Genomic DNA, 23,085 nt, shown 5'->3' on the forward strand with positions numbered 1-23,085 from the left:
TTCGGCAGCCACCAGGCCTTGTGGCCGAGCAGCGCGAGGACCGCGGGCACGATCGCCATGCGCACCACGAACGCGTCGAACAGGACGGCCACGGCCAGACCGAAGCCGATCATCTTGACCATCTGCTCGCTGGAGCCGATGAAACCTGCGAACACGGCCATCATGATCACGGCCGCCGCCGTGACCACCCGGGCGCCGTGCCGGAAGCCGGTCACGATCGCCTCGGGGGGACGCTGCCCATGGACGTAGGCCTCGCGCATCCTGGTGACGAGGAAGACCTCGTAGTCCATGGCGAGACCGAAGACCACGCCCACCATGAAGATCGGCATCATCGACATGATCGGGCCGGTCTGCTCGACGCCGAACAGGCTGCCCAGCCAGCCCCACTGGAAGACCGCGACGACCGCGCCGAGGGCCGCGACCACCGAGAGCAGGAATCCGAGGGCCGCCTTCAGCGGGACCAGGATCGAGCGGAACACGACCGTCAGCAGGAGAAAGGCGAGGCCGACCACGAGCGCCAGGTAGGGCAGCAGCGCGTCGTTCATCTTCTGCGAGAAGTCGATGTTCATCGCGGTGGCACCGGTGACCAGGACCTCGTCGCCGGTGGCTGCGCGGATGTCGTGGACCAGCTCCTCCGTCTCGGCCGAGGCCGGACGGTCCTTCGGGATCACCGTGATCATCGCGGTGTCGCCGGCCTTGTTCGGCGTCGGCGGGGTGACCGCGACGACCCCGTCCAGGACCTTGATCTCCTTGACCGCCGCGTCCGCGGCGGCCCGGTCGCCGTCGACGACCACCATCAGCGGGCCGTTGAAGCCGGGCCCGAAGCCGTCCGACAGCAGGTCGTACGCGCGGCGCTCGGACGCGGAGACCGGCTTGACGCCGTCGTCCGGCAGGCCCATCTCCAGCGAGGCCGCGGGCAGCGCGATCGCGCCGAGGCCGAAGACGCCGACCAGCAGCACCGTCACCGGGCGGCGGATGACGAACCGGGCCCAGCGGGTGCCCATGTTGGGCTTGCCGCCGTCCTTCTCCAGGACCACGCGGCCCTGGCGCTGCTTGCGGCCGACGACCTTGTCCCCGGCGAAGCCGAGCAGGGCGGGGATCAGCGTGAGCGCGATCAGGACCGCGATCACGACCGTGCCGGCCGCCGCGAAGCCCATCTTCGTCAGCATCGGGATGTTGACGACGGCGAGGCCGACCAGGGCGATGACGACGGTCAGTCCGGCGAAGACGACCGCGGAGCCGGCGGTGCCGACGGCCCGTCCGACCGCCTCCTCCTTCTCCCGGCCCTCGGCCAGCTCGGCCCGGTAGCGGGAGACGATGAAGAGCGCGTAGTCGATGCCGACCGCGAGGCCGATCATCATCGCGAGCGTGGACGTGGTGGAGCCCAGGTCGAGCACGCTCGCCAGCGCCGTGATCGTGGAGACGCCGATGCCGACGCCGATGATCGCGGTGAGCAGCGGCAGCCCGGCGGCCACCAGCGAGCCGAAGGTGATGACGAGGACGACGCCCGCGACGATCACGCCGACGATCTCGCCGACGCCGCCGGTCTCCGGCATGGTCTGCAGCGCGTCACCGCCGATCTCGACGGTCAGCCCTTTGCCCTGGGCGTCGTGCCCGGCCTGCTTCAGGGCCTCGCGGGTCTCGTCGGTCAGCTCCATCGCGTTGACCTTGTAGCCGACGGAGACGTACGCGGTCGAGCCGTCGCGGGAGACGGCCTTGGCGGTGTACGGGTCGGTCACCGAGGCGATCTGGCCGGAGCCGGACTTCAGGTCGCGGGCGGCCTCCATGACCCGGGCCTTGTTCGCCGGGTCGGTCATCTTCTGACCGTCGGGGGCCTTGAAGACGACGCGGGCGGTCGCTCCGTCGGCGCCGGCCCCGGGGAAGCGCTCTTCGAGCAGGTCGAAGGCGCGCTGCGCCTCGGTGCCGGGTATCGAGAAGGAACTGGAGGTCGCGGCGGGCGCGGTGGCCGCGCCGACGCCGGCGAGGGCGAGCAGCGCGACCCAGAGCAGGGCGACGAGTCGTCGCCGCCGGAAGGCGGAGCGACCCAGCTTGTAGAGGAACGTGGCCACGGGGGCAACTCCCGGTGTGGGGTGGGACAGGGCATGGGGAGCCGGCCCGACGGCGTGAGCGGTGCGACGTCAGGTGTGTACGGAGCAGGAAGGGGTCAGACGCCGAGTGAGGGGAGCACGACGGCGTCGACGTAGGCGACGAGGAACGCGTGGTCGACCGGCTGATCCTCGATCAGCGGGCGGGCGACGAACGCTCCGATCAGCATGTGCGGGACGAGCTTCAGGGCCGGGTTGTCGGCGCGGAGCTCGCCCCGGTCCACCGCCCTGCGCAGCACCTCGTCGAGTCCCGTCATCTCGGGCTCGATGAGCAGCTCTCGCAGCGCCTGGTGGAGTTCGGGGTTGTCGTGCACGGCATGGGCCAGACCCCGCATCAGCGCGGAGTCCTTCTCCATCTGGCAGTCGTCGGTGCGCTCCAGCATCGCGTGGAAGTCGCCGCGCAGGGAGCCGGTGTCGATCTCGGCGAGACTGACGGGCTTGCCGTGGCGCAGTGCCTTGGCGACGAGTTCGGGCTTGCTCCCCCACTGGCGGTAGAGGGTGGCCTTGCTGGAGCGGGTGCGGGCGGCGACGGCGTCCATGGTGAGGGCGTCGTAGCCGACCTCGCGCAGCAGGTCGAGCACGGCTTCGTACAGCTCGGCCGCCCGCTCGGGGGTGAGCCTGCTGCGTGCCATGACCGGTCTCCTGTCGACAGTCCGAACGAAACGGTTTCGTACACCAGGTACGGTACCCGCCCCTCTAGCGAAACGAAACCGTTTCGTACGTGTCCTGGGCCACAGCCGCCGACCACACCCGCATGTCCGTACGAGTTGCCGCACCCCCTCCGCGCGGAAAGCATTGACGAGTGAGTGACGACGTCGCGTATCTCCGCTTCCCGCACCTCCACGACGACCTGCTGTGCTTCGCGGCCGAGGACGACCTCTGGGTCGCCCCCCTCGTGCCCGCGGGGCATAGGCCCGGCCGGGCCTGGCGGGTGACCGTCGACCGGACCCGGGTCGGGCCCCCGCGGTTCTCCCCCGACGGGTCCCGCATCGCCTACACGAGCTGGCGCAGTCTCGACCCCGAGATCCATCTCGCCCCGGTCGACGGCGGCCCGGCGCGCCGGCTGACGTACTGGGGGTCCACCGACACCCGGGTCTGCGGCTGGAGCCCGGACGGCGACATCCTCGCCGTCGCCTCTCACGGCCAGCCCTTCGCGCACTTCTCGTGGGCCTACACCGTGCCCACAGACGGCGCCCCCGGCAAGCGCCTGCCCTGGGGCCCGGCCTCGCACATCGCGGTCGCCGACGTCGACGACGAGCGCCGCACCCTGCTGCTCACCGGCCGGCCGTCGTACGAACCGGCCGCCTGGAAGCGGTACCGGGGCGGGGCGACCGGGCGGCTGTGGCTGCACGGCGAGCGGCTGCTCGCCGAGCTCGACGGGCAGCTCGACGCGCCCATGTTCGTGGCCGGCCGGATCGCCTTCCTCTCCGACCACGAGGGCGTCGGCAACCTGTACTCCTGTCTGCCCGACGGCTCCGACCTGCGCCGGCACACCGACCACGACGCCTTCTACGCCCGCAACGCGGCCAGCGACGGGCGGCGGGTGGTCTACCAGTGCGCCGGCGAGCTGTGGATCGTCGACGAGCTGACCGCCGGCTCCGAACCGCGGAAGCTGGACGTCCGGCTCGGCGGGCCGCGGGCCGGCCGGCGCGCCTACCAGGTCCCGGCCGCCCTCCACGTCGACGCGCTCGCCGTCGACGAGACCGGGCGGGCCAGCGCGGTCGGCGTGCGCGGCAGCCTGTACTGGCTGACCCACCGCGACGGGCCCGCGCGGACCATCACCGACACCCCGGGCGTCCGGGTCCGGCTGCCGGAGATGCTGGGCAGCAGCGGCCAGGTCGCGTACGTGACGGACGCCGAGGGCGAGGACGCCGTCGAGATCGCGTACCTGCCCCGGGCGAGCGGCGACCGGGAGCCGCGACGGCTCGCGGCGGGCGAGCTCGGCCGGGTGGAGGAGATGGTGTCCGACCCGGACGGCGAACGCCTCGCGATCGCCTCCAACGACGGACGGCTGCTGCTCGTCGACACGACGGAGGAGTCTGGGGGCGCCTCCGGGGCGCAGTCTGGGGGAGGGGAGGTCACCGAACTGATCCGGTCGGTCAACGGGCCGGTCCGCGACCTCGCGTTCGCCCCCGACGGCACCTGGCTGACCTGGTCGCACCCGGGGATCGGGCGCACGCTGCGGTCGATCAAGATGGCGCGGATCGCAGGGCCCGGCGAGCGGATCGTCGTCGACGTCACCAACGGCCGCTTCGAGGACGAGAACCCCGTCTTCACCCGGGACGGCCGCTATCTCGCCTTCCTGTCCTGGCGCGGCTTCGACCCGGTGTACGACGTGCACACCGGCGACCTGTCGTTCCCGCTCGGCTGCCGCCCGTACCTCGTCCCGCTGTCCTCCGCGACGCCCTCGCCGTTCGCGCTCTCGCCGGAGGGCCGGCCGGCCGCGGGCGGGCTCGACCCGGTGGAGGGCGACAACGGCGGGGACGGCGCGGTCATGGTGGAGGTGGAGGGCCTGGAGAGCCGGGTCACCCCGTTCCCGGTCTCCGCGTCCAAGTACTCGGCGCTGTGCCCGGTCAGCGGCGGCGGCCTGGTCTGGCTGCGCTGGCCCATCTCCGGCGCGCTCGGCGAGACGTTCGTCAACCCGGCGGACACCTCCGGGCGGCCGACCCTGGAGCACTTCAACCTCACCAAGGCGCGCAAGTCCGAACTCGTCGGCCATCTCGACTGGTTCGCGCTCAGCGGGGACGGCAGCCGGTTGGTCGTCGTCGACGAGGGCGAGCTGCGCGCGGTCCCGGCGACCGAACCCGGCGACGCCGACTCCACGGTCTACCTGGACCTGCGCCGGATCCTGCACCACGTCGACCCGGAGGCGGAGTGGCGGGGCGCCTTCGACGAGGCGGGCCGGATCATCCGCGCCTACTTCTGGGACCCGGACATGTGCGGGATCGACTGGACCGCGGTCCTCGACCAGTACCGTCCGCTGGTCGAACGGGTCGCGTCCCCCGACGACTTCGCCGATCTGCTGCGCGAGGTCCTCGGCGAGCTCGGCACCTCGCACGCGTACGTGTCACCCGCCCGGCGCAACGAGGGCCCGCCGCACTACCAGCGGCCGCAGGGGCTGCTGGGCGCCAACTTCGTGCCCCGCGAGGACGGCTGGATGGTCAAGCGGATCCTGCCGGGCGACTCCTCCGACTCCAAGGCCCGCTCCCCGCTGGCCGGCACCGGCATCCGCCCGGGCGCGGTCCTCACCCATGTCGACGGCCGCCCGGTGGACCCGGTGGCCGGCCCGTACCCGCTGCTCGCCGGCACCGGCGGCACCACGGTGGAGCTGACCTTCAGGCCCGCCGAGGGCGAGGGCCGCTCCCGCCGGATCGCGGTGATGCCGCTGGTCGACGAACGGCCGCTGCGCTACCAGGACTGGGTGGCCAAGCGGCGGGCGGTGGTCCGCGAGGTCAGCGGCGGTAAGTGCGGCTACCTGCACATCCCCGACATGGGCGGCTCGGGCTGGGCCCAGTTCAACCGCGACCTGCGGATGGAGGTCTCCCGGCCGGCCCTGATCGTGGACGTGCGCGGCAACGCGGGCGGCCACATCAGCGAACTGGTCGTGGAGAAGCTGACCCGCAAGATCCTCGGCTGGGACGTCACCCGCAACGCCCAGCCCGTCTCGTACGCCTCCAACGCGCCGCGCGGCCCGGTGGTCGCGCTCGCCGACGAGGCCACCTCCTCCGACGGGGACATGATCACCGCGGCGTTCAAGCTGCTCGGCCTGGGCCCGGTGGTCGGCCAGCGCACCTGGGGCGGCGTGGTGGGCATGACGGGACGCCACCGGCTGGGCGACGGCACCCAGATCACGGTGCCCATGAACGCGGCCTGGTTCCCCGAGTACGGCTGGTCCGTGGAGAACCACGGCGTGACGCCCGACGTCGCCGTGCTGCGCACCCCGCTGGACTGGGCGGAGGGCCGGCACGCCCAGCTCGCCGACGCGGTCGAGCTCGCGGTGGCGCTGCTCGGCGAGAACCCGGCGGCCACGCCGCCGGGGCACGAGGACGTCCCGGACCGCTCCCGCCCGAAGCTCCCGCCGAGGAGCTGAGGGCGCACGCGAAAGGCGCACCCGGCGTCCCGGGTGCGCCTTTCGGACGGACCGACGTCAGGCGTCGTGCGTCACTGGTCGTAGTCCATGTCCAGGCGCTCCACGTCCCGCTGCTGCTGCGAGCTCTTGGACTGGTCGCTCTTCTTCGAGCGGTCCTTGAGCTTGCCGGCGCGTTCGGACGCTTCGTCCTTCGCGCTGCCCATCGCCTGCTTGGCCTTGCCGGCGAGCTGCTCCGGCTTGTCCTGGAACTGGTCCTTCATGCCCATGCGGTCCACTCCTAGAAGTGTGAGGGGTACGGGGCGGGTCGCCCCTTGGGCCTCGACCAGCCTGACACGACGGAACAACCCACGCATTTCGATCAACTACGCTCCGTACGCGCGTGCTCGTCCGCCGCCCCGCCGGCCCCCACAAGCCCCCGGGACACGCTCGAAAGACGCGGCTCGAAGCGCTTCATCTCGCGCTGCCCGACCGCCGCGATGATGCCCGGCAGGTAGTGGCGCGTGGTCTGCATGCCGCGCAGCCACCACTGCGCGTACACGTGCGCCGAGCGCCGCTCGACGCCCGCGACGATCCGGTCGACGGCGGGGCCCAGCGGGTACGTGCGGTTGGACGGCCACGGCAGCCGCTGCCGCAGCTCCTTCATCACGTCGTCCTGGTCCGCGCCGCGCACCATGTCGGTGTCCGTCCACGACAGGTAGCCGACACCGACCTTCACACCCTTGTAGCCGACCTCGGCGCGCAGGCTGTGCGCGAAGGCCTCGACGCCCGACTTCGACGCGCAGTACGCCGTCATCATCGGGGCCGGCGTCATCGCGGCCAGCGAGGCGATCTGGAGGAAGTACCCGCGCGACTCGGTCAGTACGGGCAGGAACGCGCGGCCGGTCACCGCCGAGCCGATCAGGTTGACCTCGATGACCCGCCGCCAGGCGACCGGGTCGGAGTCCATGAACGGACCGCCCGCCGCCACACCGGCGTTGGCGACGACGATGTCGACCTTGCCGAACCGTTCCTTGACCTCCTGCGCGACCTGGGCCATCGCCACGTGGTCGGTGACGTCCGCGTGCCACCAGTCGGCCTCGGTGTGCAGCCGCCCGGCGACCTCCTTCAGCAGCTCCGGCTCCAGGCCGACCAGCGCGATCTTCGCGCCGCGCGCGGACAGCTTGCGGGCGAGGAGTTCGCCGACGCCGCGGGCCGCTCCGGTGACGACCGCCACCTGTCCTTCCAGGCTCACCCTGCTCATGCGTCCTCCTTCACACCCAGGCCCGTGCCCAGGTACGTGCCGGTCAGTTCTCGGATCCGCGCGGTGACGGCCTCCGGGGCCTCCACCGGAGTCATGTGCCCCATGCCCGCCAGTTCGGTCAGGCCCACGCACTGCGGCAGCGCGGCCGCCAGACCGCGGGCGTGCACCGGCGGGGTCAGCCGGTCCGCGGTGCCGACGAGCACCGCCACGGGCAGCGTCAACGCCCGTACGCCGGCGTCGAGATCGAGCTCGGCGAGGACGTGGGACCAGCCCACCCGGGCCTTTCGCGGGCAGGCGTGCACGATGCGGGCGCAGGCGTCGACCCGCTCCGGCACCGAACCGGGGCCCATCGTCGCGTACTTGAGGATCCTCCTGGAGACCGGTGTGACCGGCCCGAGCGGGGCCTTCGCCCCGAGGATCCCGACGGTGAGCCGGGTCCGCAGCGCACCCGGCTTCAGCGGGACGACGAGGGACTCGGCGGCCAGCCGCGACGGGCCGGTCGAACAGAGCAGCACCGCAGCGGCGTGCGCGCGGAACCCGGGGCGGGAGGCCGCGGCCATCACCGTCATGCCGCCCATGGAGTGTCCGGCGACGACGGCCTTCTCGCCGGGCGCGAGCGCGGCGGCGAGCACGGCCTCCAGGTCGTCGGCGAGCGCGTGCGTCGAGTAGCCGGACGCGCCGGCCGGGACCGGGCTGCGGCCGTGGCCGCGCTGGTCGTAGGCGACGACCCGGTGGTCGGCGGCCAGCGTCCGTATCTGCTCGGCCCAGAACGCGGTCGAGCAGGTCCAGCCGTGCGCCAGGACCACGGCCGGGGCGCCCTCGGGGCCGTACAGCTCGACGTGGATGCGCGAGCCGTCTGCGGAGACGGCGGTCAGCTCGCGGACCGGCTGCGGACGGAGCACCGGGCCTCCGCCGGCGAGCCGGCTCATCGGGCGACCTCCGTCTTGCGGGCGGCGCGCTTGGCGGAGCTCTTGGCCGCGACCGGCTTCGGTGTCTTCGCCGGGGCGCGCAGCACCTCGTACTCCGCGAGGTCCACCTGCCGGGTCTCGCGCCGGAACTCGCCGGTCGTGCCCGGCCAGAGGGTGGTGTTGCGGCCGTTGGCGTCGAGGTACCAGCTGTCGCAGCCGCCGGCCTTCCACACGGTCCGCTCCATCCGGGACTGGAGCTTGCGGTTCCACGCGCCGACGGCGGAGGGCCGGGCGGCGAGCGCCGCACGCCCTCCGAGCACCTTCAGCTGGCGCAGATAGTCGGCCATGTAGTTCAGCTGGGACTCGATCATAAGGATCATCGAGGAGTTCCCGAGGCCCGTGTTGGGCCCGATGATCGTCATCCAGTTGGGGAAGCCGGTGGCGGTCGCGCCGCGCAGCGACTCGATGCCGTCCTTCCAGGACTCGGCGAGGGTGACGCCGTCGACGCCGACGACCCGCTCGGCGATCGGCATGTCGGTGACGTGGAAGCCGGTTCCGAAGACGATCGCGTCGACCTCGGTCTCCGTACCGTCCGCGGCGACCAGGGTCGAGCCGCGGACCTCGCGCAGCCCGGAGGCGACGACGTCCACGTTCGGCTGCGCGAGCGCCGGATAGTAGGCGTTGGAGAGCAGGATCCGCTTGCAGCCGATGCGGTACGAGGGGGTCAGCTTGGCCCGCAGCGCCGGGTCCTTGATGGCGCGGGCGATGTTGGCCTTGGCCAGGTTCTCGACCAGGCCGAGCTCGCCCGGCCGCTTGGTGAAGGCGCTGACCTGGAGCTCCCGGATGCCCCAGAGCAGGCCGCGGCGCAGGGTGCCGGTGACCGGCACGGTGCGATGCAGCCAGCGCTCGACGCCGGTGATCGCCCGGTCCATGCGGGGCATGACCCAGGCGGGGGTGCGCTGGAAGAGGGTGAGCCGGCCGACCTCGGGCTGGATCGCGGGCACGATCTGGATGGCGGAGGCGCCCGTACCGATCATGGCGACCCGCTTGCCGCGCAGGTCGTAGTCGTGGTCCCACCGCGCGGAGTGGAAGACCTTGCCGGGGAAGCCGGCGAGGCCGGGGACGTCGGGGATCTTCGGGTCGGAGAGCGGGCCGGTCGCGGAGACGACCACGTCGGCGCTGAGCGTGCCGGCGCTGGTCTCGATGTCCCAGCGCAGCTCGTCGCCGTCCCAGGTCATCCGCAGCACCTCGTGGTTCAGGCGCAGGTGCGGCCGGAGCCCGAAGGTGTCGGTGACGTGCTCCAGGTACGCGCGGATGTGCCGCTGGCCGGAGAAGGTGCGCGGCCAGTCCGGGTTGGGCGCGAAGGAGAAGGAGTACAGGTGGGAGGGGACGTCGCAGGCGCAGCCGGGGTAGCTGTTGTCCCGCCAGGTGCCGCCTGCCGAGTCGGCCCGTTCCAGGACGACGAAGTCGGTGATCCCCTCGCGGCGCAGCCGGACCGCGGCCCCCAGGCCGCCGAATCCGGATCCGATCACCGCCACTCGAACATGCTCGTGCTTCGCCATGCCGCCTCCCGCGCACCGACCTCAACGTTGCCAGCAATCACTGGCACAGTCGGGAGAGTAGAGCACGTACATACCGAGCGGTAGGGGTCGCGTCGAGGAAAGTTACCGTTGGTACGACATAGGCTTGCGGGGTGACGGACGGACACGGGGATCGAACGGGCGTACGGACGGGCGAGCGGGCAACGGGGCGCGAGTACCGCATGGAGGAGCTGGCCGCGGCGGCCGGCATCACCGTGCGCACCCTGCGCTTCTACCGGGAACGCGGTCTGATCCCGCCACCCCGCCGGGAGGGCCGGATCGCCTGGTACGACGACCGCCACCTGTCCCGGCTCCGCACGATCGCCGCCCTGCTCGAACGCGGCCACACCCTCAACGGCATCGCCGACCTCAGCACCGCCTTCGAGAGCGGCCGCGACGTGAGCGAGGTCCTCGGCCTCGTCGAGCCGACCGAGGAGGAGCCGGTCCGGCTCACCCCGCAGGAGCTCGCCGACTACTTCGCCGGCGAGGTCACCCCCGAGAACCTGACCGCCGCCCTCGACCTCGGCTACATCGCCACCGACGGCGAGGAGATCGTGCACATCAGCCGCAGGCTGCTCGACGTCTCCGCCGCCCTGGTGAAGGAGGGCGTCCCCCTGGCCGCGGTCCTGGAGGCGGGCCGCCGCGTACGCACCCACGCGGACGAACTGGCCGCGCTCTTCACGGACCTGCTGCGCGCGCACACCGACGAGAAGGACGCGGCACGGCTGCGCCCGTTGGCCAAGAGCGTGGTCGAGGCGGAGCTGTCGATGGCGCTCGACCGGCGGCTGCGGGAGTCGTCGCAGGGCTGAACTCTCGGGCCCGCGTGGATCGCGTGGTTCCTACGGATCGCAGGGATCGCATGATCGTCTGACAGGTTCTTCAAAAGTTCTTCATGGTCTGAGGCCTACGGTCGCCGTGCCCGCCGCATCCGCGGCCGGGCCGACCGGAGGAGCGGGAGAACCGATGAGGACGAACCGGGTACTGCTGGCCGCGGCGGCGTCGGTCCTGGCGTTCGCGCTGACCGGCTGCGGCAGCGACGACGGCGGGTCGAAGGTCCCGACGGCCGACGCCGGCGGCGCTTCGAAGTCGGCGGCGGCGGGCGGAAGCGGCGGCGGCAAGGACGCACTCGCCGCGTACGTCGAGGGCAAGCGCGCCTGGGTGAAGTGCATGCGCGAGCAGGGCGTCGAACTCAACGACCCGGACGAGAAGGGCCAGATCGACTTCGGCAACGGCGATCAGCGCCGGGCCATGAAGAAGAACCCGAAGTACATCCCGGCTTCCAAGGCCTGCGCGAAGGTCGACCCGCCGGTGCCCGAGGACCTGGAGAAGTCGCTCAACCCCCTCACTCCCGAGGAGATCAAGGTCCGCAAGGACTACGCCGCCTGCATGCAGAAGAACGGCGCCCCGGACTTCCCCGACCCGCAGGCGGACGGGTCCGACAGCGGCGACTCCGAGTGGAACCAGAGCTCGGCCGAGGCCAAGCGCGCCGCCCGCGTCTGCGGCCCGATCATCGGCATCCCGGACAACCCGCCCCCGGCCAAGGGCTGACCATGACCGACACGGTGACCCCCCTCGATGACGCGCACGGGACGCCCGAGGCGCCCTCCGCCCCGGGCGGGCGGCGCGGCCGCCGTACGGCGCTGATCGCCTCGGCCGTGGTCGTCGTGGCCGCGGTCGCCGTCGTCGGCGCCCTGGGGCTCGGCGGCGGCGGGGACGAGGGCCCCGGCGCCCCGCCCCGGGCGGGCTCCCTCGTCCCGGTGACCAAGACCACCCTGACCGAACGCACCACGGTGGACGGCCAGTTGGGCTTCGGCACGGAACTCCCGCTGCCGGTCAAGGCCACCGGGACCGTCACCTGGCTGCCCGAGCAGGGCGCGTCGGTCGAACGCGGCGGCACGCTGCTGCGCGTGAACGACCGCCCGGTGGTGCTGATGTACGGCACCCTGCCGATGTACCGGGATCTGGGACTGACCGCCGACGAGCCCGACAAGGGCTCCGGCGGCACGGACGCCGGCGGCCAGGGCTCGGACGGCGGGAAGGGCAAGTCCCCGGATCCCTCGGGCTCACCGGCGCCGGGGGGCGCCGGTGACGGCGGGACCACCGGCGGGAAGACCGGTACGTCTAGAGCCCCGCGCGAACTCAAGGGCGCGGACGTCCGCCAGTTCGAGACGAACCTCGCGGCCCTGGGCTACACCGGCTTCACCGTCGACGAGAAGTTCACCGACGGCACCGCGTCGGCGGTCAAGCGCTGGCAGAAGTCGCTCGGCCTCGAACAGACCGGCGCCGTCGGGGTCGGGGACGTCGTCTACTCCGCCGGCAAGGTCCGCATCGGACAGGCGGGCGCCCGCCTGGGCTCGGCCGTCGGCGAGAACACCCTCGCGTTCACCGGCACGACCCGGAAGGTCCTCGTCAACGCCTCGGCCGCGGACGCCGCCTGGGCCGTACGGGGCGCGGCGGTCACGGTCGCGCTGCCGACCGGCGACTCGGTGAAGGGCCAGGTGGCCTCGATCGGCAAGCAGGCGACAGCGCCCGAGGGGGGCGGCGGCGAGGGCGGCTCGGGCGGCGGCGACGCGACGATCCCGGTGACCGTCACGCTCCAGGACCAGAAGGCCGTGGGCCGGTTGGAGAGCGGCCCGGTGACGGTCGAGTACGTGGGGCGGGAGGCCAAGGACGTGCTCAGCGTCCCGGTCTCGGCGCTCGTCGCCCTGGCCGAGGGCGGGCACGGCCTGGAGACCGAGGACGGCCGGTTCGTCGCGGTGAAGACCGGGCTGTTCGCCGACGGCAACGTGGAGGTGAGCGGTCCCGCGGTCCGCGAGGGCATGAAGGTGAGGATCCCGGAGTGAGCGGCGGCGCGACGGCGGTCGTGGAGTTCGACGCGGTCTCCAAGACCTACCCGGGCGGGGTGGCGGCGGTCCGGGACGTGAGCCTGCGGATCGAGCGGGGCGAACTGGTGGCCGTCGTCGGCCCGTCGGGATCCGGCAAGTCGAGCATGCTCAACCTGATGGGCAGCCTCGACCGCCCGTCCGCCGGCCGGGTGCTGGTAGACGGCCACGACGTGGCGAAGCTGTCCGACCGCGAGGTCTCCGCCCTGCGCGCGACCCGGATCGGCTTCGTCTTCCAGCAGTTCCACCTGGCCGTCGGCGTGCCCGTACTGGACTCGGTGGCGGACGGCCTGCTGTACGCGGGCGTCCCGATGCGCCGCCGCCGGGCCAAGGCGGCGGCCGCCCTCGAACGGGTCGGGCTCAGCCACCGCGTCCACCACCTGCCGCACCAGCTCTCCGGCGGCGAGCGCCAGCGGGTCGCGGTGGCCCGCGCAGTGGTCGGCGAACCGTCCGTGCTGCTGGCGGACGAGCCGACCGGCAACCTCGACTCGGCCTCCGGGGCCGCCGTGCTGAACCTGCTGCGCGAACTGCACGCCGCCGGCACGACGGTCGTGGTCATCACGCACGACCGGGAGATCGCGGCCGAGCTCCCCCGCCGGATCGAGATGCGCGACGGCCGCCTGGTCGCCGACACCCGGCGGAGCACGACGATCGGGGCGCCCCGATGACGAACGGAACGACCGGCGGGTCCGCGTCGCGCTCCCCGCTGCGCGCCGCGCGGCTCGGCCCCGCCGACGTCGTACGGCTCGGCGGCACCGGCCTGCGGACCCGGCCGCTGCGGGTGTTCCTCTCCGCGCTCGGCATCGCCATCGGCGTGGCCGCCATGATCGCGGTGGTGGGCATCTCCGGCTCGGGACAGGCGGAGGTCGACCGCAAACTCGACGCCCTCGGCACGAACCTGCTGCGCGTCGCCCCCGGCGAGACGCTCGGCGGCGACGAGGCCAAGCTCCCCCCGGAGTCCGTGGCGATGATCCGTCGCGTGCCGCCCGTGCAGCAGGTCGCCGCCACCGGCGCCACCGGCGTCAGCGTCTACCGCAACGAGCGCATCTCCGCGGGCCGCACCGGTTCGCTCACCGTCCACGCGGCCGGGGAGGGTCTGCTGCCGGCCGTCGGCGGACACGTCCGCAGGGGCCGCTGGCTGGACGACGCGACGGACAAGTACCCGGCCGTGGTGCTCGGTGCCACCGCCGCCCAGCGGCTCGACGTGTACACCCCGGGCACCCGGGTCTGGCTCGGCGGCCGCTGGTTCTCGCTGGTCGGCGTCCTCGATCCGGTGCCGCTGGCGCCGGAGCTCGACAGCGCCGCGCTGGTCGGCTGGCCGGCGGCGAAGACGTACCTCCGCTTCGACGGCCACCCCTCGACGGTCTACGTCCGGGCCGAGGACAGCCAGGTCACGTCCGTACGGGCGGTCCTGGCGGCGACGGCCAACCCGCAGAAGCCCGGCGAGGTGAAGATCTCCCGCCCGTCCGACGCCCTCGCGGCCCGCGAAGCGACCGAGTCGGCGCTGACCGGCCTGCTGCTCGGCCTCGGCGGCGTGGCGCTCCTGGTCGGCGGGGTCGGCGTCGGCAACACCATGGTCATCTCGGTCCTGGAGCGCCGCCCCGAGATCGGCCTGCGCCGGGCCCTGGGCGCGACGAAGGGCCAGATCCGCACCCAGTTCGTGACGGAGTCCCTGCTCCTGTCGCTGATCGGCGGCCTCGGCGGAACCGTCCTCGGGACGCTCATCACGGCGGGCTACGCCCTCAGCCGCGACTGGCCGACCGTCGTCCCGGTCTGGGCCAGCGCGGCGGGCATCGGCTCGACCCTGCTCATCGGCATGATCGCGGGTCTGTACCCGGCCGTCCGGGCGAGCCGGCTGGCACCGACAGAGGCGCTGTCCGGCACATGAACCGGACAGCGCCTCGGGTGGCGGGCTGCGATGCTCCTACGGAGCTGCTAGAAGCCGCAGTTGAACGACGAACCGCCGTCGCTCAGCAGGTCGTCACGGACCCAGCCGTACGTGCCGGTCGTGTCGTTGCGCAGGTAGGTCCACGTGTAGCTGCCCGCGTGCGTGAAGCAGTGGTAGTCCAGCGAGTGGCTGCTGTACGCGACGCCGTTGATGCCACAGCCGGTGCTGGAACCGCTGCGCATGTTGGCCCCGTTGGCCGTCTTGTTCCAGGCCCGGCCGTCGATGTCCGACGCGGTCTTGCCGCAGGGCGCGTCCGCGACGGCCGGGGCGGCGGTGGTGAGGGTCATCGGGACGGCCATGGCCACCGCCGCGACCGCCGGAACGAGAGCTGCAAGTCGACGCTTCATTGCCTAACTCCTGTCAATGTCTGTGTATGGATGCGCGCATGCGACGGGGACGGTCCCGGGAGACCGTCCCCGACGTTTCGTCACTCAGTGGTGCTCAGACCGCCCGTGGCGGGATCAGAAGCCGCACCACTCCAGGCTGCCGCCGTCGCTCAGCAGGTCGTCGCGGATCCAGCCGAAGGTGTCGGGCGACGCGGAGTCGTTGCGGACGTAGGTCCACGTCGCGCCGGCGGCGTCACGGGTGTAGCAGTGGTAGTCCAGCTTGCTGCTGGAGTAGGCGATGCCGTTGATGCCACAGCCGGTGCTGGAGCCGCTGCGCATGTTGGCGCCGTTGGCCTTGTTGGCGTTCCAGGCGCCGCCGTCCTTGTCCGGGGCGGTCTTGCCGCACGCGGCGGCCGCGACGGCCGGGGTGGACGTGGCCATCGGAACGGCCAGAGCGGCCATGGCGACGGCGGGAAGGATTGCTGCGAGTCGACGCTTCACTGTGGAAACCCCCAATAGTGTCGGTTCGTCAGCGCTGCGCTCGGGGACCTGACGAACCCCGAGGAAACACAGCGGCCTTCGCACCAGAGGCGCGAGCGGCGTAAGTACGATCACCCGCGGACACTCCTGAAGAAATAATTCCGCAACACTGTGACCACTTTCCGCACCCGAGAGACCGGATTCTTCTTGAGTGAAAATCCGCCACTCGTGAGGCGTTATCAGCCTCGCGCGCCTCTTGCGCAACACCGGCCCCTCGGTCACCAGCGGTCCCGTAGGTTGGAAAACCCGGCCGAAGGAGTCCCGTTGAGCGCACACGTCCCGTCGTCCGGGGCAGGTGGGACGCGGTGAGCTTCCGGCTGCGCGTACTCGGCCTGCTGATGCTGGTCGCCCTGACCGCGACCGCCGCCACCGCCTGGCTGACCCTGCGTCAGGCGACCCGCCAGGTGCAGGAGACCGTCAGCGCCGGACAGCAGGAGGTCACCCGGATCACCGGCGAGCTGCGCGCGTTCGGCTTCGCGCGCGGTTCGTGGGACGGGCTGTCGCCGACCGTGAGCACCCTCGCGAAGGACACCGGCCAGCGCATCCGGATCGCGACGGAGAGCGGCGCCCTGCTCGCGGACTCCGACCCCCTCGCCGGGCGCGAGCCCCGCGCCCTCGGCAGCCGGCCGGCCGTCTTCGTCGACCCGCGTCCCCTCCTGACGTTTCCCGGGGGGCAGCCCCCGCGCCTCTCCGTGAAGCAGGCGGCGGGCGCGATCACCCAGTACCGCGCCGCGCTCGCCGAGGCCGCCTGCCTGACCCGCGCCGGGGCCCGGGTGACCGCCCGTGCGGACCGCCTCGGCATCCCCGTCGTCGACACGGACCGACGGCCCACCGCGTGCCGGGCGCCGGCGAAGGAGACGAGCTCGGTGCAGCCGGACCTCGACGCGCTCCGCCCCTGCGAGCCCGTCCGGCCCCTCGCCCCCTGCCTCCAGCGCGTCTTCAACGAGCGCACCGCCTCCGTCGCCCCGCCCCGCCTCGAAGTCCGCCTCGGCTACCGGGACGAGTCCCCGCCCACGATCGCCGCCGCCCCCACCGTCGCCGTCGCGGTCGGCGTCGCGCTCGCCGCCGTCCTCGGCGCGCTACTGCTCAGCCGGGCCGTACTGCGCCCCGTACGGGCCATGACGCTCGCCGCCGACGGGCTCGGCGAGGGCGATCTGGAGCGCCGGGTACCGGTCTCCGGACGGGACGAGATCGCGCAGCTCGGCAGGGCGTTCAACCGCATGGCCGACTCGATCCGGGCCGGCGAGGAGCGCCAGCGCCGGCTGACCGGCGACATCGCGCACGAGCTGCGCACCCCGCTCGCCAACCTGCGCGGCTATCTGGAAGCGCTGCGGGACGGCGTGGTCGACCCGACGCCCGAGCTGCTCGACTCGCTCCACGAGGAGGCGCTGCTCCAGCAGCGGATCGTGGACGACCTCCAGGACCTGGCGCTGGCCGAGGCCGGCGCGCTCACGTACCACCGCTCCGAGGTGGACCTGCACGAGCTCCTCGAAGCCGCCCGCACCGCGCACCGCGCCCAGGCCGAGGCCGCCGGCGTCACCCTGGAGGTACGGGCCCCGCACCCGGTGTACGTGACGGCCGACCCGGACCGGCTGCGTCAGGTCGTCGGCAACCTGGTCGGCAACGCGCTGCGCGCCACCGCGCCCGGCGGCCGGGTGACGCTGGCCCTGGCCCCGCAGGGCGAGCTGGCCGTCGTCGAGGTGCGGGACACCGGCAAAGGCATACCGGCCGAGGACCTGCCGCACCTCTTCGACCGCTTCTGGCGGGCGGACCCGTCACGAGGCCGGGCGACGGGCGGCAGCGGGCTCGGCCTGTCGATCGCCCGTCAGATCGTGACGGACCACCGGGGCACGATCGCCGTACGGAGCGAGGTGGGGGTGGGCACGACGTTCACCATCGTCCTGGGCGCCGGCTCGGACAAGGCGCGCTCGGGCCCTGCTCGCTGACGGGCTCAGGCCGCCCCGTCCGCGAGCCGGTATCCCCGCCCGTACACCGTCTCCAGGAGCCGCGGGCTCCCCGGGTGCGCCTCCAGCTTCCGCCGCAGGTTCATCACATGCGCGTCGACGGTCCGCTCCAGGACGTCCCGGTCGAAGCCGAAGACCCGCTCGATGATCTGCGCCCGACTGAAGACCCGCCCGGGCTCGCGGGCCAGCGCCTCCAGGATGGAGAACTCCTTCGAGGTCAGCGCCACCGCCCGCCCCGCGACCCGGACCTCGAACCGCGCGATGTCCAGCTCCACCTCGCCGACCCGCAGCAGCGTCGCCTCCGCCGGGGCGGACTTCTTGGCCCGGCGCAGCAGCGCCCGTACCCTCGCGGTCAGTTCACGCGGGCTGTAGGGCTTGGTGAGGTAGTCGTCCGCGCCGAGGTCGAGCCCGAGGAGCATGTCCTCCTCGGTGGTGCGGGCGGTGAGCAGCAGGATCGGGACGTCCTCCGTGCCCGGCTCGGTCCGCAGAATGCGGCACACGTCGAGCCCGTCGACGTACGGCAGCATCACGTCCAGCACGATCAGATCGGGACGGGTCGCACGCGCCCGTTCCAGCGCTGCCCGGCCGTCTGCCACGACCTGCACCGCATTCCCTTCGCGTTCCAGATAAATCCGGATCAGCCGAGACTGCTTTTCGTCGTCCTCGGCGACCAGAATCCGCGCGCTCAACGAATCTCCCCCTGCAAGCCCTGCGCAATTCCAGCACCGTAATACAGAACCCGGCGGATACAGAACCCGCCGGATACCGAACCGCCGGATACCGAACCCACCGGATACCGAACCCGCCGGGAATTCCCGCCGCTCTTCGGCCGCCCGGCCGGAAACCGCCTCTCGGCGAAATCCTCAGAGTTCGTAGACGGCGGTGACCGGCGCGTGGTCGCTCCACCGCTCGCCGTGCGTCGCGGCGCGCTCGACCCACGCCTTGACCGCGCGTTGCGCGAGTCCGGGGGTGGCCACCTGGTAGTCGATGCGCCAGCCGCTGTCGTTGTCGAAGGCGCGGCCGCGGTACGACCACCAGGAGTACGGGCCCTCCTGCTCGGGGTGGAGCGCGCGGACGACGTCGACGTACGACGCCTCGTCGAAGACGCGGGAGAGCCAGGCGCGCTCCTCGGGGAGGAAGCCGGAGCTCTTCCGGTTGGACTTCCAGTTCTTGAGGTCGGCCTCCTGGTGGGCGATGTTCCAGTCGCCGCAGACCACGACCTCGCGGCCGTCGGCGGCCGCGCGCTCCTTGAGCCCCTTCAGGTACGGCAGGAACTCGTCCATGAAGCGGATCTTCTCGTCCTGCCGCTCGGTGCCGACCTCGCCGGAGGGCAGGTACAGGCTGGCGACGGTGACGCCGGGCAGGTCGGCCTCGATGTACCGACCGCTGCCGTCGAACTCGGCGGACCCGAAGCCGACCTGCAGCCGCTCCGGCTCGCGGCGGGTGTACAGGGAGACGCCGGCGCGCCCCTTGGCGGCGGCCGGGGCGTGCGCGGTGAACCAGCCCTCGGGGCTGCGGACCTCCTCGGGGAGCTGCGCCTCCTCGGCGCGCACCTCCTGCAGGCAGATCACGTCGGCGGCCGTTCCGGCCAGCCACTCGACGAAGCCCTTCTTGGCGGCGGCCCGGAGCCCGTTGACATTCGCGGTCGTGACAGTGAGCATCCCGGGAGAATACCGACCTCTTCCGACCCGGTGAACGGGCGGATCGCATAGATGTACGATACTGCGCATGTATATCCAGCCGACTGCTTACGACCACCCCGACGCGGTCAAGCTCGACGGCGCCGTCCAGGCCGAGTACGCCGAGCGCTACGGCGACGACGGCGACGCGACGCCGATGGACGCCGCGCACTTCGTCCCGCCGCACGGCGTCTACCTGCTCGCGTACGACGACCAGGACCGGCCGGTCGCCAGCGGCGGCTGGCGCCGCCAGGACGCGAACCCCGAGGGCTTCGCGGACGGCGACGCCGAGATCAAGCGCATGTACGTGACACCCGAGGCCCGCGGCCTGGGTCTGGCCCGGCGCGTCCTCGCCGCCCTGGAGGACGACGCCCGGGCGGCCGGGCGGACCCGGATGGTCCTGGAGACGGGCACGATGCAGCCCGAGGCGATGGCCCTGTACGAGTCCAGCGGCTACGAGCCCTGCGCCAAGTTCGGCCACTACCGCTTCCACGCGCTGAGCCGCTGCTACGCGAAGCCGCTGATCTGACGCGACCTCCGATCGGATCCGCGCCATGTCTCCACGGGTCCGGGACGAATGACCTGACGCGCTCCTGACAAACACTCGCCGCTCTGGCACGCTGCCCTCACGCAACGCCGATCCGCACCGCTCTCATCCCCCACCTGCCCAGGCAGAAGGAGACATGCGTGAGAAGCCATCGCATCGCCGCAGCCACCCTGCTCGCCGTCGGAGCCCTGCTGACCGGCGGCCTGACGACCGCTTCGGCCCAGGCCGCCGAGACCGACGCCGCCGCGGCGCCCGCACGCGCGGTCGCCGCGTCCGCACAGCAGAAGGCCGCGGCCTTCTGGACCGCCGACCGGATGCGGTCCGCAACCCCGCTGGACCTGAACCTCACCCCCGGCGCGGCGAAGACCCTCAAGCAGGTCGAGCGCGCCGGCCGCACCACCACCGTCGCCCCGACGGCCGTCGCCCCCACCGCCTTCCCGCAGGCCGGCGGCGCGTGGACCGGCGGCGGCGCGGTCGTGAAGACCTCCGGCCGGGTGTTCTTCACCTTCCAGGGCCGTACCGCCTCCTGCTCCGGCAACGCCGTCACCAGCCAGAACGCCAGCACGGTGATCACCGCCGGGCACTGCGTGAAGTACCAGGGCGCCTGGCACACCAACTGGGTCTTCGTCCCCGCGTACAGCAACGGCAGTGCGCCGTACGGCCAGTGGACGGCGTCGAAGACGCTCACCACCCCGCAGTGGGAGGCGAGCGAGGACATCAACTACGACGTCGGCGCGGCGGTCGTCGCCCCGCTGGGCGGCCAGAAGCTCACCGCCGTCACCGGCGCGCAGGGCATCCAGTTCAACGGCGGCTACAACAAGGCGATGTACGCCTTCGGCTTCCCGGCGGCCTCCCCGTACGACGGCAGCAAGCTGGTCTACTGCTCCGGGAACTCCTCCAAGGACTTCCTCTTCTCGCAGGACCACAGCCTCGGCTGCAACATGACCGGCGGCTCCAGCGGCGGCCCCTGGTTCACCGGCTTCAGCGAGTCGGCCGGCACCGGCCTGCAGGTCTCGGTGAACAGCTTCGGCTACACCTTCCTGCCGAACCGCATGTTCGGCCCGTACTTCGGCAACGACGCGAAGGCGCTGTACGACCGGGCCCAGGCGTCCTAGACCTCAGGCATACTCGCCCGATGCCGAGATGGGGAATTCGAAGTCTGCACCGGGCGGGTACGCGCTACTTCCACGAGATCGAGAACCGGCTCACCGGGGCCTCCGGCCCCGGCGTGCCGGCCGACAATGTCGCCGGCGTGATCGGCTGGGGGACGTCCTGGCGGATGCAGGGCTACCTGATGATGGCCGAGCGCACCGGTCGGCCCGCGTACGTCGAGCGGCTCGCCGAGCTGATCGACCAGGTCCTGGACGCCCGCGACGACGTGCGCGGGGTCCGGGACCATCGCGGCCGCAGCCGCGGAGTGTGGAGCACGGCGGGCAAGTTCACGGCGGCGACCGCGGTGATTCCCGACACAGAGGGCCGCCCCGCCCTGGAGGTCACGCTCTGCCCGCCGAGCGCGCACCTCGCCCGGCTCACGGTGGAGGCGTACGGGGACGGCCGCTTCGGCTTCACGATCCCCGAGGTCCCGCGCCGCAAGGCGTACGCGAGCGGGCCGCTGAGCCTCGACCCGGCGGACGAACTGCGTGCGGACCGGGCGCTGTACACGGCGTACACGCAGAAGGACGGCCTGACGGCCCGGCTCCTGACCGAGGACGGCTCGCGCCGCGTCCGCCCCGGCGTGTACGCGGCCCGTCCGGCGCTGGTGCCGCTGGCGGCCCAGACCGGCATGATCGTCTACCCGTTGGCGAGCCTCGCCCGGCTGGCCCGTGAGCGGCCCGAGGTCGTCCCGGCGTCGGTGCGCGGCCGGATCGACGGCTACCTGGACGCCGCGGTCCGCGCGGTGACGGCGCACGACGAGCAGTGGGGCACGACGGACGACGGCCGCGGCTTCTACCGCTGGCTCCCCGACGAGCCGGTGTCCTTCGCGGGCGCGGAACTGCCGACGAACGAGTTCCTCGCGATGGGCCGGGCGCTGGTCCAGCTCGCCGTGGTCACCGGGGACGTCACGCACGCCGAGCGCGCCTCGGCGATGGCGCGGGCGCTGCGGAACGACCTGACGATCAGGGACGGCGTGGCGAGCTGGCCGTACTGGCCGAGTTTCGGCCGGGTCCACGAGGGCTGGACGCCGACCGGTTCCCCGGACACCGACGTCTCCCGCTACCGCCCCTCGTACGCCCCCGTCACCGTCCCCGAGGACGTCACACACGCCCTGATAGACCTGGACTTCCTCTGCCTGTACCAGGCCGCGCCCGGGCTGCCGCCGGTCTTCACCCCGGCCGAAATGCGGGCCGTCGCCGCGACCTTCACCCGCAACGCCCTGCACCGCCGCGGCCTGCGCCCCCGGCTCCGCCACGACGTCGGCGGGGCGGGCCGCCCCGGCACGGACCGCGAGCAGGCCCACGTTGCCGCCTGGCTCCCGCTGCGCCAGTGGTCTCCGGAGATAGCCCGTCGGGTCCGCGTCGTCCAGCCCACGCTCCCGCCGGCCCCCCTGATGGGCGTCGACACGTACTGCGGCGCGTTGCTGGCCCGCTGGGGGTGAGGACCGTCACGGCCGCCGGGCGGGGGCCGGCGGGCCGGCCCAACGCGAAGATCCCGCCCGATCTTTCGATCGGACGGGATCTTCGTTGTCTGTGGACCTGTGGGGATTTGAACCCCAGACCCCCTCGATGCGAACGAGGTGCGCTACCAGACTGCGCCACAGGCCCTTGCGACGTGTGAAACATTAGCATCCCGATCGGGGTGGTTGGAAATCCGATCCCCGCCGGTCACCGCCGCCGTGTCATTCGTTGGCCGCGCGCGGCCGGTCGTCGTCCGCGTACTGGTCGAACAGCGGGGTCCGGCCGTGGTCGCGGCCACGCCGCTGCGGCACGGTGCGCTGACGCGGGGCCGGGGGCGGCGCCGGGGTCGGGTCCGCGACCGTGGAGGAGCGGGCCGCGCTCCAGGTCTCCGGGTCCGTGATGTCGACGCCGCTGGTGGCGCGCGGAGCGACAGGGGCCGTCACGTACGTGGGCAGCGGCACCGGGACCGGGTCCCAGCTGTCGCCGCGGGCCGGGCCGCGCTCGCGCTGCTGGTCCACCCACTCCGCGTGGTCGGTCTGTTCGACGAGCGCCCGTCGGCCGGCCTCCTGCGGGGAGACCGCGGGGGCCGGTTCGGGCTCGGGTCGGGCGGGCTCCTCGTCGGCCGCCTCCGGCGCGGGCTGCCGGCGCGGCCGGCTCTCCC

General features: G+C 72.7%; 20 protein-coding genes, 1 tRNA gene and 1 pseudogene. 10 read left to right on the forward strand and 12 right to left on the reverse strand.

Going from position 1 to position 23,085, the window contains the following annotated elements:
- Nucleotides 1–2,069: MMPL family transporter (locus VIU94_RS22765; protein ID WP_331913711.1), on the reverse strand; the 2,069-nt coding region annotated here is incomplete at its 3' end.
- A gap of 95 nt (nucleotides 2,070–2,164) precedes the next feature.
- On the reverse strand, nucleotides 2,165–2,737 hold the full coding sequence (locus tag VIU94_RS22770; protein WP_331913712.1) for a TetR/AcrR family transcriptional regulator: 573 nt from the start codon (nucleotides 2,735–2,737) through the stop codon (nucleotides 2,165–2,167).
- Nucleotides 2,738–2,907: 170 nt separating this feature from the next.
- Here VIU94_RS22770 and VIU94_RS22775 point away from each other — a divergent pair, with 170 nt between their 5' ends.
- Nucleotides 2,908–6,195 (forward strand): S41 family peptidase, encoded by a 3,288-nt coding sequence (locus tag VIU94_RS22775; protein WP_331913713.1) that lies wholly within the window; start codon nucleotides 2,908–2,910, stop codon nucleotides 6,193–6,195.
- A gap of 71 nt (nucleotides 6,196–6,266) precedes the next feature.
- Here VIU94_RS22775 and VIU94_RS22780 read toward each other — a convergent pair whose 3' ends face one another.
- The 4 genes from VIU94_RS22780 to VIU94_RS22795 form a co-directional block, all read right to left on the reverse strand.
- Nucleotides 6,267–6,461 (reverse strand): hypothetical protein, encoded by a 195-nt coding sequence (locus VIU94_RS22780; protein WP_331913714.1) that lies wholly within the window; start codon nucleotides 6,459–6,461, stop codon nucleotides 6,267–6,269.
- A 92-nt stretch (nucleotides 6,462–6,553) separates the two neighbouring features.
- Nucleotides 6,554–7,435: an SDR family oxidoreductase gene (locus tag VIU94_RS22785; RefSeq protein WP_331913715.1), complete on the reverse strand. Its 882-nt coding sequence runs from the start codon at nucleotides 7,433–7,435 to the stop codon at nucleotides 6,554–6,556.
- Nucleotides 7,432–8,364 carry an alpha/beta fold hydrolase gene (locus VIU94_RS22790; RefSeq protein ID WP_331913716.1) on the reverse strand — a complete coding sequence of 311 codons (933 nt, stop codon included), beginning with the start codon at nucleotides 8,362–8,364 and terminating at the stop codon, nucleotides 7,432–7,434. The genes VIU94_RS22785 and VIU94_RS22790 overlap by 4 nt, the downstream gene beginning before the upstream one ends.
- On the reverse strand, nucleotides 8,361–9,905 hold the full coding sequence (locus VIU94_RS22795) for a flavin-containing monooxygenase (RefSeq protein WP_331913717.1): 1,545 nt from the start codon (nucleotides 9,903–9,905) through the stop codon (nucleotides 8,361–8,363). The genes VIU94_RS22790 and VIU94_RS22795 overlap by 4 nt, the downstream gene beginning before the upstream one ends.
- 200 nt (nucleotides 9,906–10,105) lie before the next feature.
- Here VIU94_RS22795 and VIU94_RS22800 point away from each other — a divergent pair, with 200 nt between their 5' ends.
- The 5 genes from VIU94_RS22800 to VIU94_RS22820 all read left to right on the forward strand — a co-directional run bounded on the left by VIU94_RS22800 (nucleotide 10,106) and on the right by VIU94_RS22820 (nucleotide 14,693).
- Nucleotides 10,106–10,732 (forward strand): MerR family transcriptional regulator, encoded by a 627-nt coding sequence (locus VIU94_RS22800; protein WP_331913730.1) that lies wholly within the window; start codon nucleotides 10,106–10,108, stop codon nucleotides 10,730–10,732.
- A gap of 154 nt (nucleotides 10,733–10,886) precedes the next feature.
- The gene (locus VIU94_RS22805; RefSeq protein ID WP_331913718.1) at nucleotides 10,887–11,471 is read left to right on the forward strand and encodes a hypothetical protein; all 585 of its coding nucleotides are present in this window, start codon (nucleotides 10,887–10,889) and stop codon (nucleotides 11,469–11,471) included.
- Nucleotides 11,472–11,473: 2 nt separating this feature from the next.
- A complete protein-coding gene (locus VIU94_RS22810) occupies nucleotides 11,474–12,766 on the forward strand; it encodes a peptidoglycan-binding protein (RefSeq protein WP_331913719.1) in 1,293 nt (430 codons plus the stop codon).
- The gene (locus VIU94_RS22815) at nucleotides 12,763–13,473 is read left to right on the forward strand and encodes an ABC transporter ATP-binding protein (protein WP_331913720.1); all 711 of its coding nucleotides are present in this window, start codon (nucleotides 12,763–12,765) and stop codon (nucleotides 13,471–13,473) included. Before VIU94_RS22810 ends, VIU94_RS22815 begins: the two co-directional genes overlap by 4 nt.
- The gene (locus VIU94_RS22820; protein ID WP_331913721.1) at nucleotides 13,470–14,693 is read left to right on the forward strand and encodes an ABC transporter permease; all 1,224 of its coding nucleotides are present in this window, start codon (nucleotides 13,470–13,472) and stop codon (nucleotides 14,691–14,693) included. The genes VIU94_RS22815 and VIU94_RS22820 overlap by 4 nt, the downstream gene beginning before the upstream one ends.
- Nucleotides 14,694–14,740: 47 nt before the next feature.
- On the opposite strand, the gene VIU94_RS22825 is transcribed toward VIU94_RS22820, so the two are convergent.
- Nucleotides 14,741–15,100, reverse strand: coding sequence for an SH3 domain-containing protein (locus VIU94_RS22825; protein ID WP_331913722.1), 360 nt, complete (start codon nucleotides 15,098–15,100; stop codon nucleotides 14,741–14,743).
- A gap of 114 nt (nucleotides 15,101–15,214) precedes the next feature.
- Nucleotides 15,215–15,580 carry an SH3 domain-containing protein gene (locus tag VIU94_RS22830; RefSeq protein ID WP_331913723.1) on the reverse strand — a complete coding sequence of 122 codons (366 nt, stop codon included), beginning with the start codon at nucleotides 15,578–15,580 and terminating at the stop codon, nucleotides 15,215–15,217.
- Between the two features lie 344 nt (nucleotides 15,581–15,924).
- Here VIU94_RS22830 and VIU94_RS22835 point away from each other — a divergent pair, with 344 nt between their 5' ends.
- Complete coding sequence (locus VIU94_RS22835; protein WP_331913724.1) at nucleotides 15,925–17,565, forward strand: sensor histidine kinase; 1,641 nt, start codon at nucleotides 15,925–15,927, stop codon at nucleotides 17,563–17,565.
- Between the two features lie 5 nt (nucleotides 17,566–17,570).
- Here the strand turns inward: VIU94_RS22835 and VIU94_RS22840 are convergent, their stop codons facing one another.
- The gene (locus VIU94_RS22840; RefSeq protein WP_331913725.1) at nucleotides 17,571–18,272 is read right to left on the reverse strand and encodes a response regulator transcription factor; all 702 of its coding nucleotides are present in this window, start codon (nucleotides 18,270–18,272) and stop codon (nucleotides 17,571–17,573) included.
- A 174-nt stretch (nucleotides 18,273–18,446) separates the two neighbouring features.
- Nucleotides 18,447–19,244: an exodeoxyribonuclease III gene (locus tag VIU94_RS22845; protein WP_331913726.1), complete on the reverse strand. Its 798-nt coding sequence runs from the start codon at nucleotides 19,242–19,244 to the stop codon at nucleotides 18,447–18,449.
- 67 nt (nucleotides 19,245–19,311) lie between these two features.
- Here VIU94_RS22845 and VIU94_RS22850 point away from each other — a divergent pair, with 67 nt between their 5' ends.
- The 3 genes from VIU94_RS22850 to VIU94_RS22860 all read left to right on the forward strand — a co-directional run bounded on the left by VIU94_RS22850 (nucleotide 19,312) and on the right by VIU94_RS22860 (nucleotide 22,405).
- Nucleotides 19,312–19,791, forward strand: coding sequence for a GNAT family N-acetyltransferase (locus VIU94_RS22850; RefSeq protein WP_331913727.1), 480 nt, complete (start codon nucleotides 19,312–19,314; stop codon nucleotides 19,789–19,791).
- Nucleotides 19,792–19,949: 158 nt separating this feature from the next.
- On the forward strand, nucleotides 19,950–20,924 hold the full coding sequence (locus VIU94_RS22855) for a trypsin-like serine peptidase (RefSeq protein ID WP_331913728.1): 975 nt from the start codon (nucleotides 19,950–19,952) through the stop codon (nucleotides 20,922–20,924).
- 20 nt (nucleotides 20,925–20,944) lie between these two features.
- Nucleotides 20,945–22,405, forward strand: coding sequence for a hypothetical protein (locus VIU94_RS22860; RefSeq protein WP_331913729.1), 1,461 nt, complete (start codon nucleotides 20,945–20,947; stop codon nucleotides 22,403–22,405).
- A 92-nt stretch (nucleotides 22,406–22,497) separates the two neighbouring features.
- Here VIU94_RS22860 and VIU94_RS22865 read toward each other — a convergent pair.
- Together VIU94_RS22865 and VIU94_RS22870 are read right to left on the reverse strand one after the other, a co-directional pair.
- Nucleotides 22,498–22,571: transfer RNA gene (locus VIU94_RS22865), tRNA-Ala, on the reverse strand.
- Between the two features lie 74 nt (nucleotides 22,572–22,645).
- Nucleotides 22,646–23,085 (reverse strand): annotated as a pseudogene (locus tag VIU94_RS22870) (hypothetical protein); the annotation flags it as partial.

Origin of the sequence: Streptomyces sp. (assembly GCF_036566765.1) — a bacterium.
Classification (GTDB): Bacteria; Actinomycetota; Actinomycetes; order Streptomycetales; family Streptomycetaceae; genus Streptomyces.

Excerpts from the sequence above, each read along its gene's own strand:
- VIU94_RS22810 (WP_331913719.1), top strand. The coding sequence starts at position 11,474 with ATGACCGACACGGTGACCCCCCTCGATGACGCGCACGGGACGCCCGAG.
- VIU94_RS22860 (WP_331913729.1), top strand. The coding sequence starts at position 20,945 with ATGCCGAGATGGGGAATTCGAAGTCTGCACCGGGCGGGTACGCGCTAC.
- VIU94_RS22795 (WP_331913717.1), bottom strand. The coding sequence starts at position 9,905 with ATGGCGAAGCACGAGCATGTTCGAGTGGCGGTGATCGGATCCGGATTC.
- VIU94_RS22820 (WP_331913721.1), top strand. The coding sequence starts at position 13,470 with ATGACGAACGGAACGACCGGCGGGTCCGCGTCGCGCTCCCCGCTGCGC.
- VIU94_RS22805 (WP_331913718.1), top strand. The coding sequence starts at position 10,887 with ATGAGGACGAACCGGGTACTGCTGGCCGCGGCGGCGTCGGTCCTGGCG.
- VIU94_RS22800 (WP_331913730.1), top strand. The coding sequence starts at position 10,106 with ATGGAGGAGCTGGCCGCGGCGGCCGGCATCACCGTGCGCACCCTGCGC.
- VIU94_RS22790 (WP_331913716.1), bottom strand. The coding sequence starts at position 8,364 with ATGAGCCGGCTCGCCGGCGGAGGCCCGGTGCTCCGTCCGCAGCCGGTC.
- VIU94_RS22850 (WP_331913727.1), top strand. The coding sequence starts at position 19,312 with ATGTATATCCAGCCGACTGCTTACGACCACCCCGACGCGGTCAAGCTC.
- VIU94_RS22845 (WP_331913726.1), bottom strand. The coding sequence starts at position 19,244 with ATGCTCACTGTCACGACCGCGAATGTCAACGGGCTCCGGGCCGCCGCC.
- VIU94_RS22770 (WP_331913712.1), bottom strand. The coding sequence starts at position 2,737 with ATGGCACGCAGCAGGCTCACCCCCGAGCGGGCGGCCGAGCTGTACGAA.
- VIU94_RS22780 (WP_331913714.1), bottom strand. The coding sequence starts at position 6,461 with ATGGGCATGAAGGACCAGTTCCAGGACAAGCCGGAGCAGCTCGCCGGC.
- VIU94_RS22825 (WP_331913722.1), bottom strand. The coding sequence starts at position 15,100 with ATGAAGCGTCGACTTGCAGCTCTCGTTCCGGCGGTCGCGGCGGTGGCC.
- VIU94_RS22785 (WP_331913715.1), bottom strand. The coding sequence starts at position 7,435 with ATGAGCAGGGTGAGCCTGGAAGGACAGGTGGCGGTCGTCACCGGAGCG.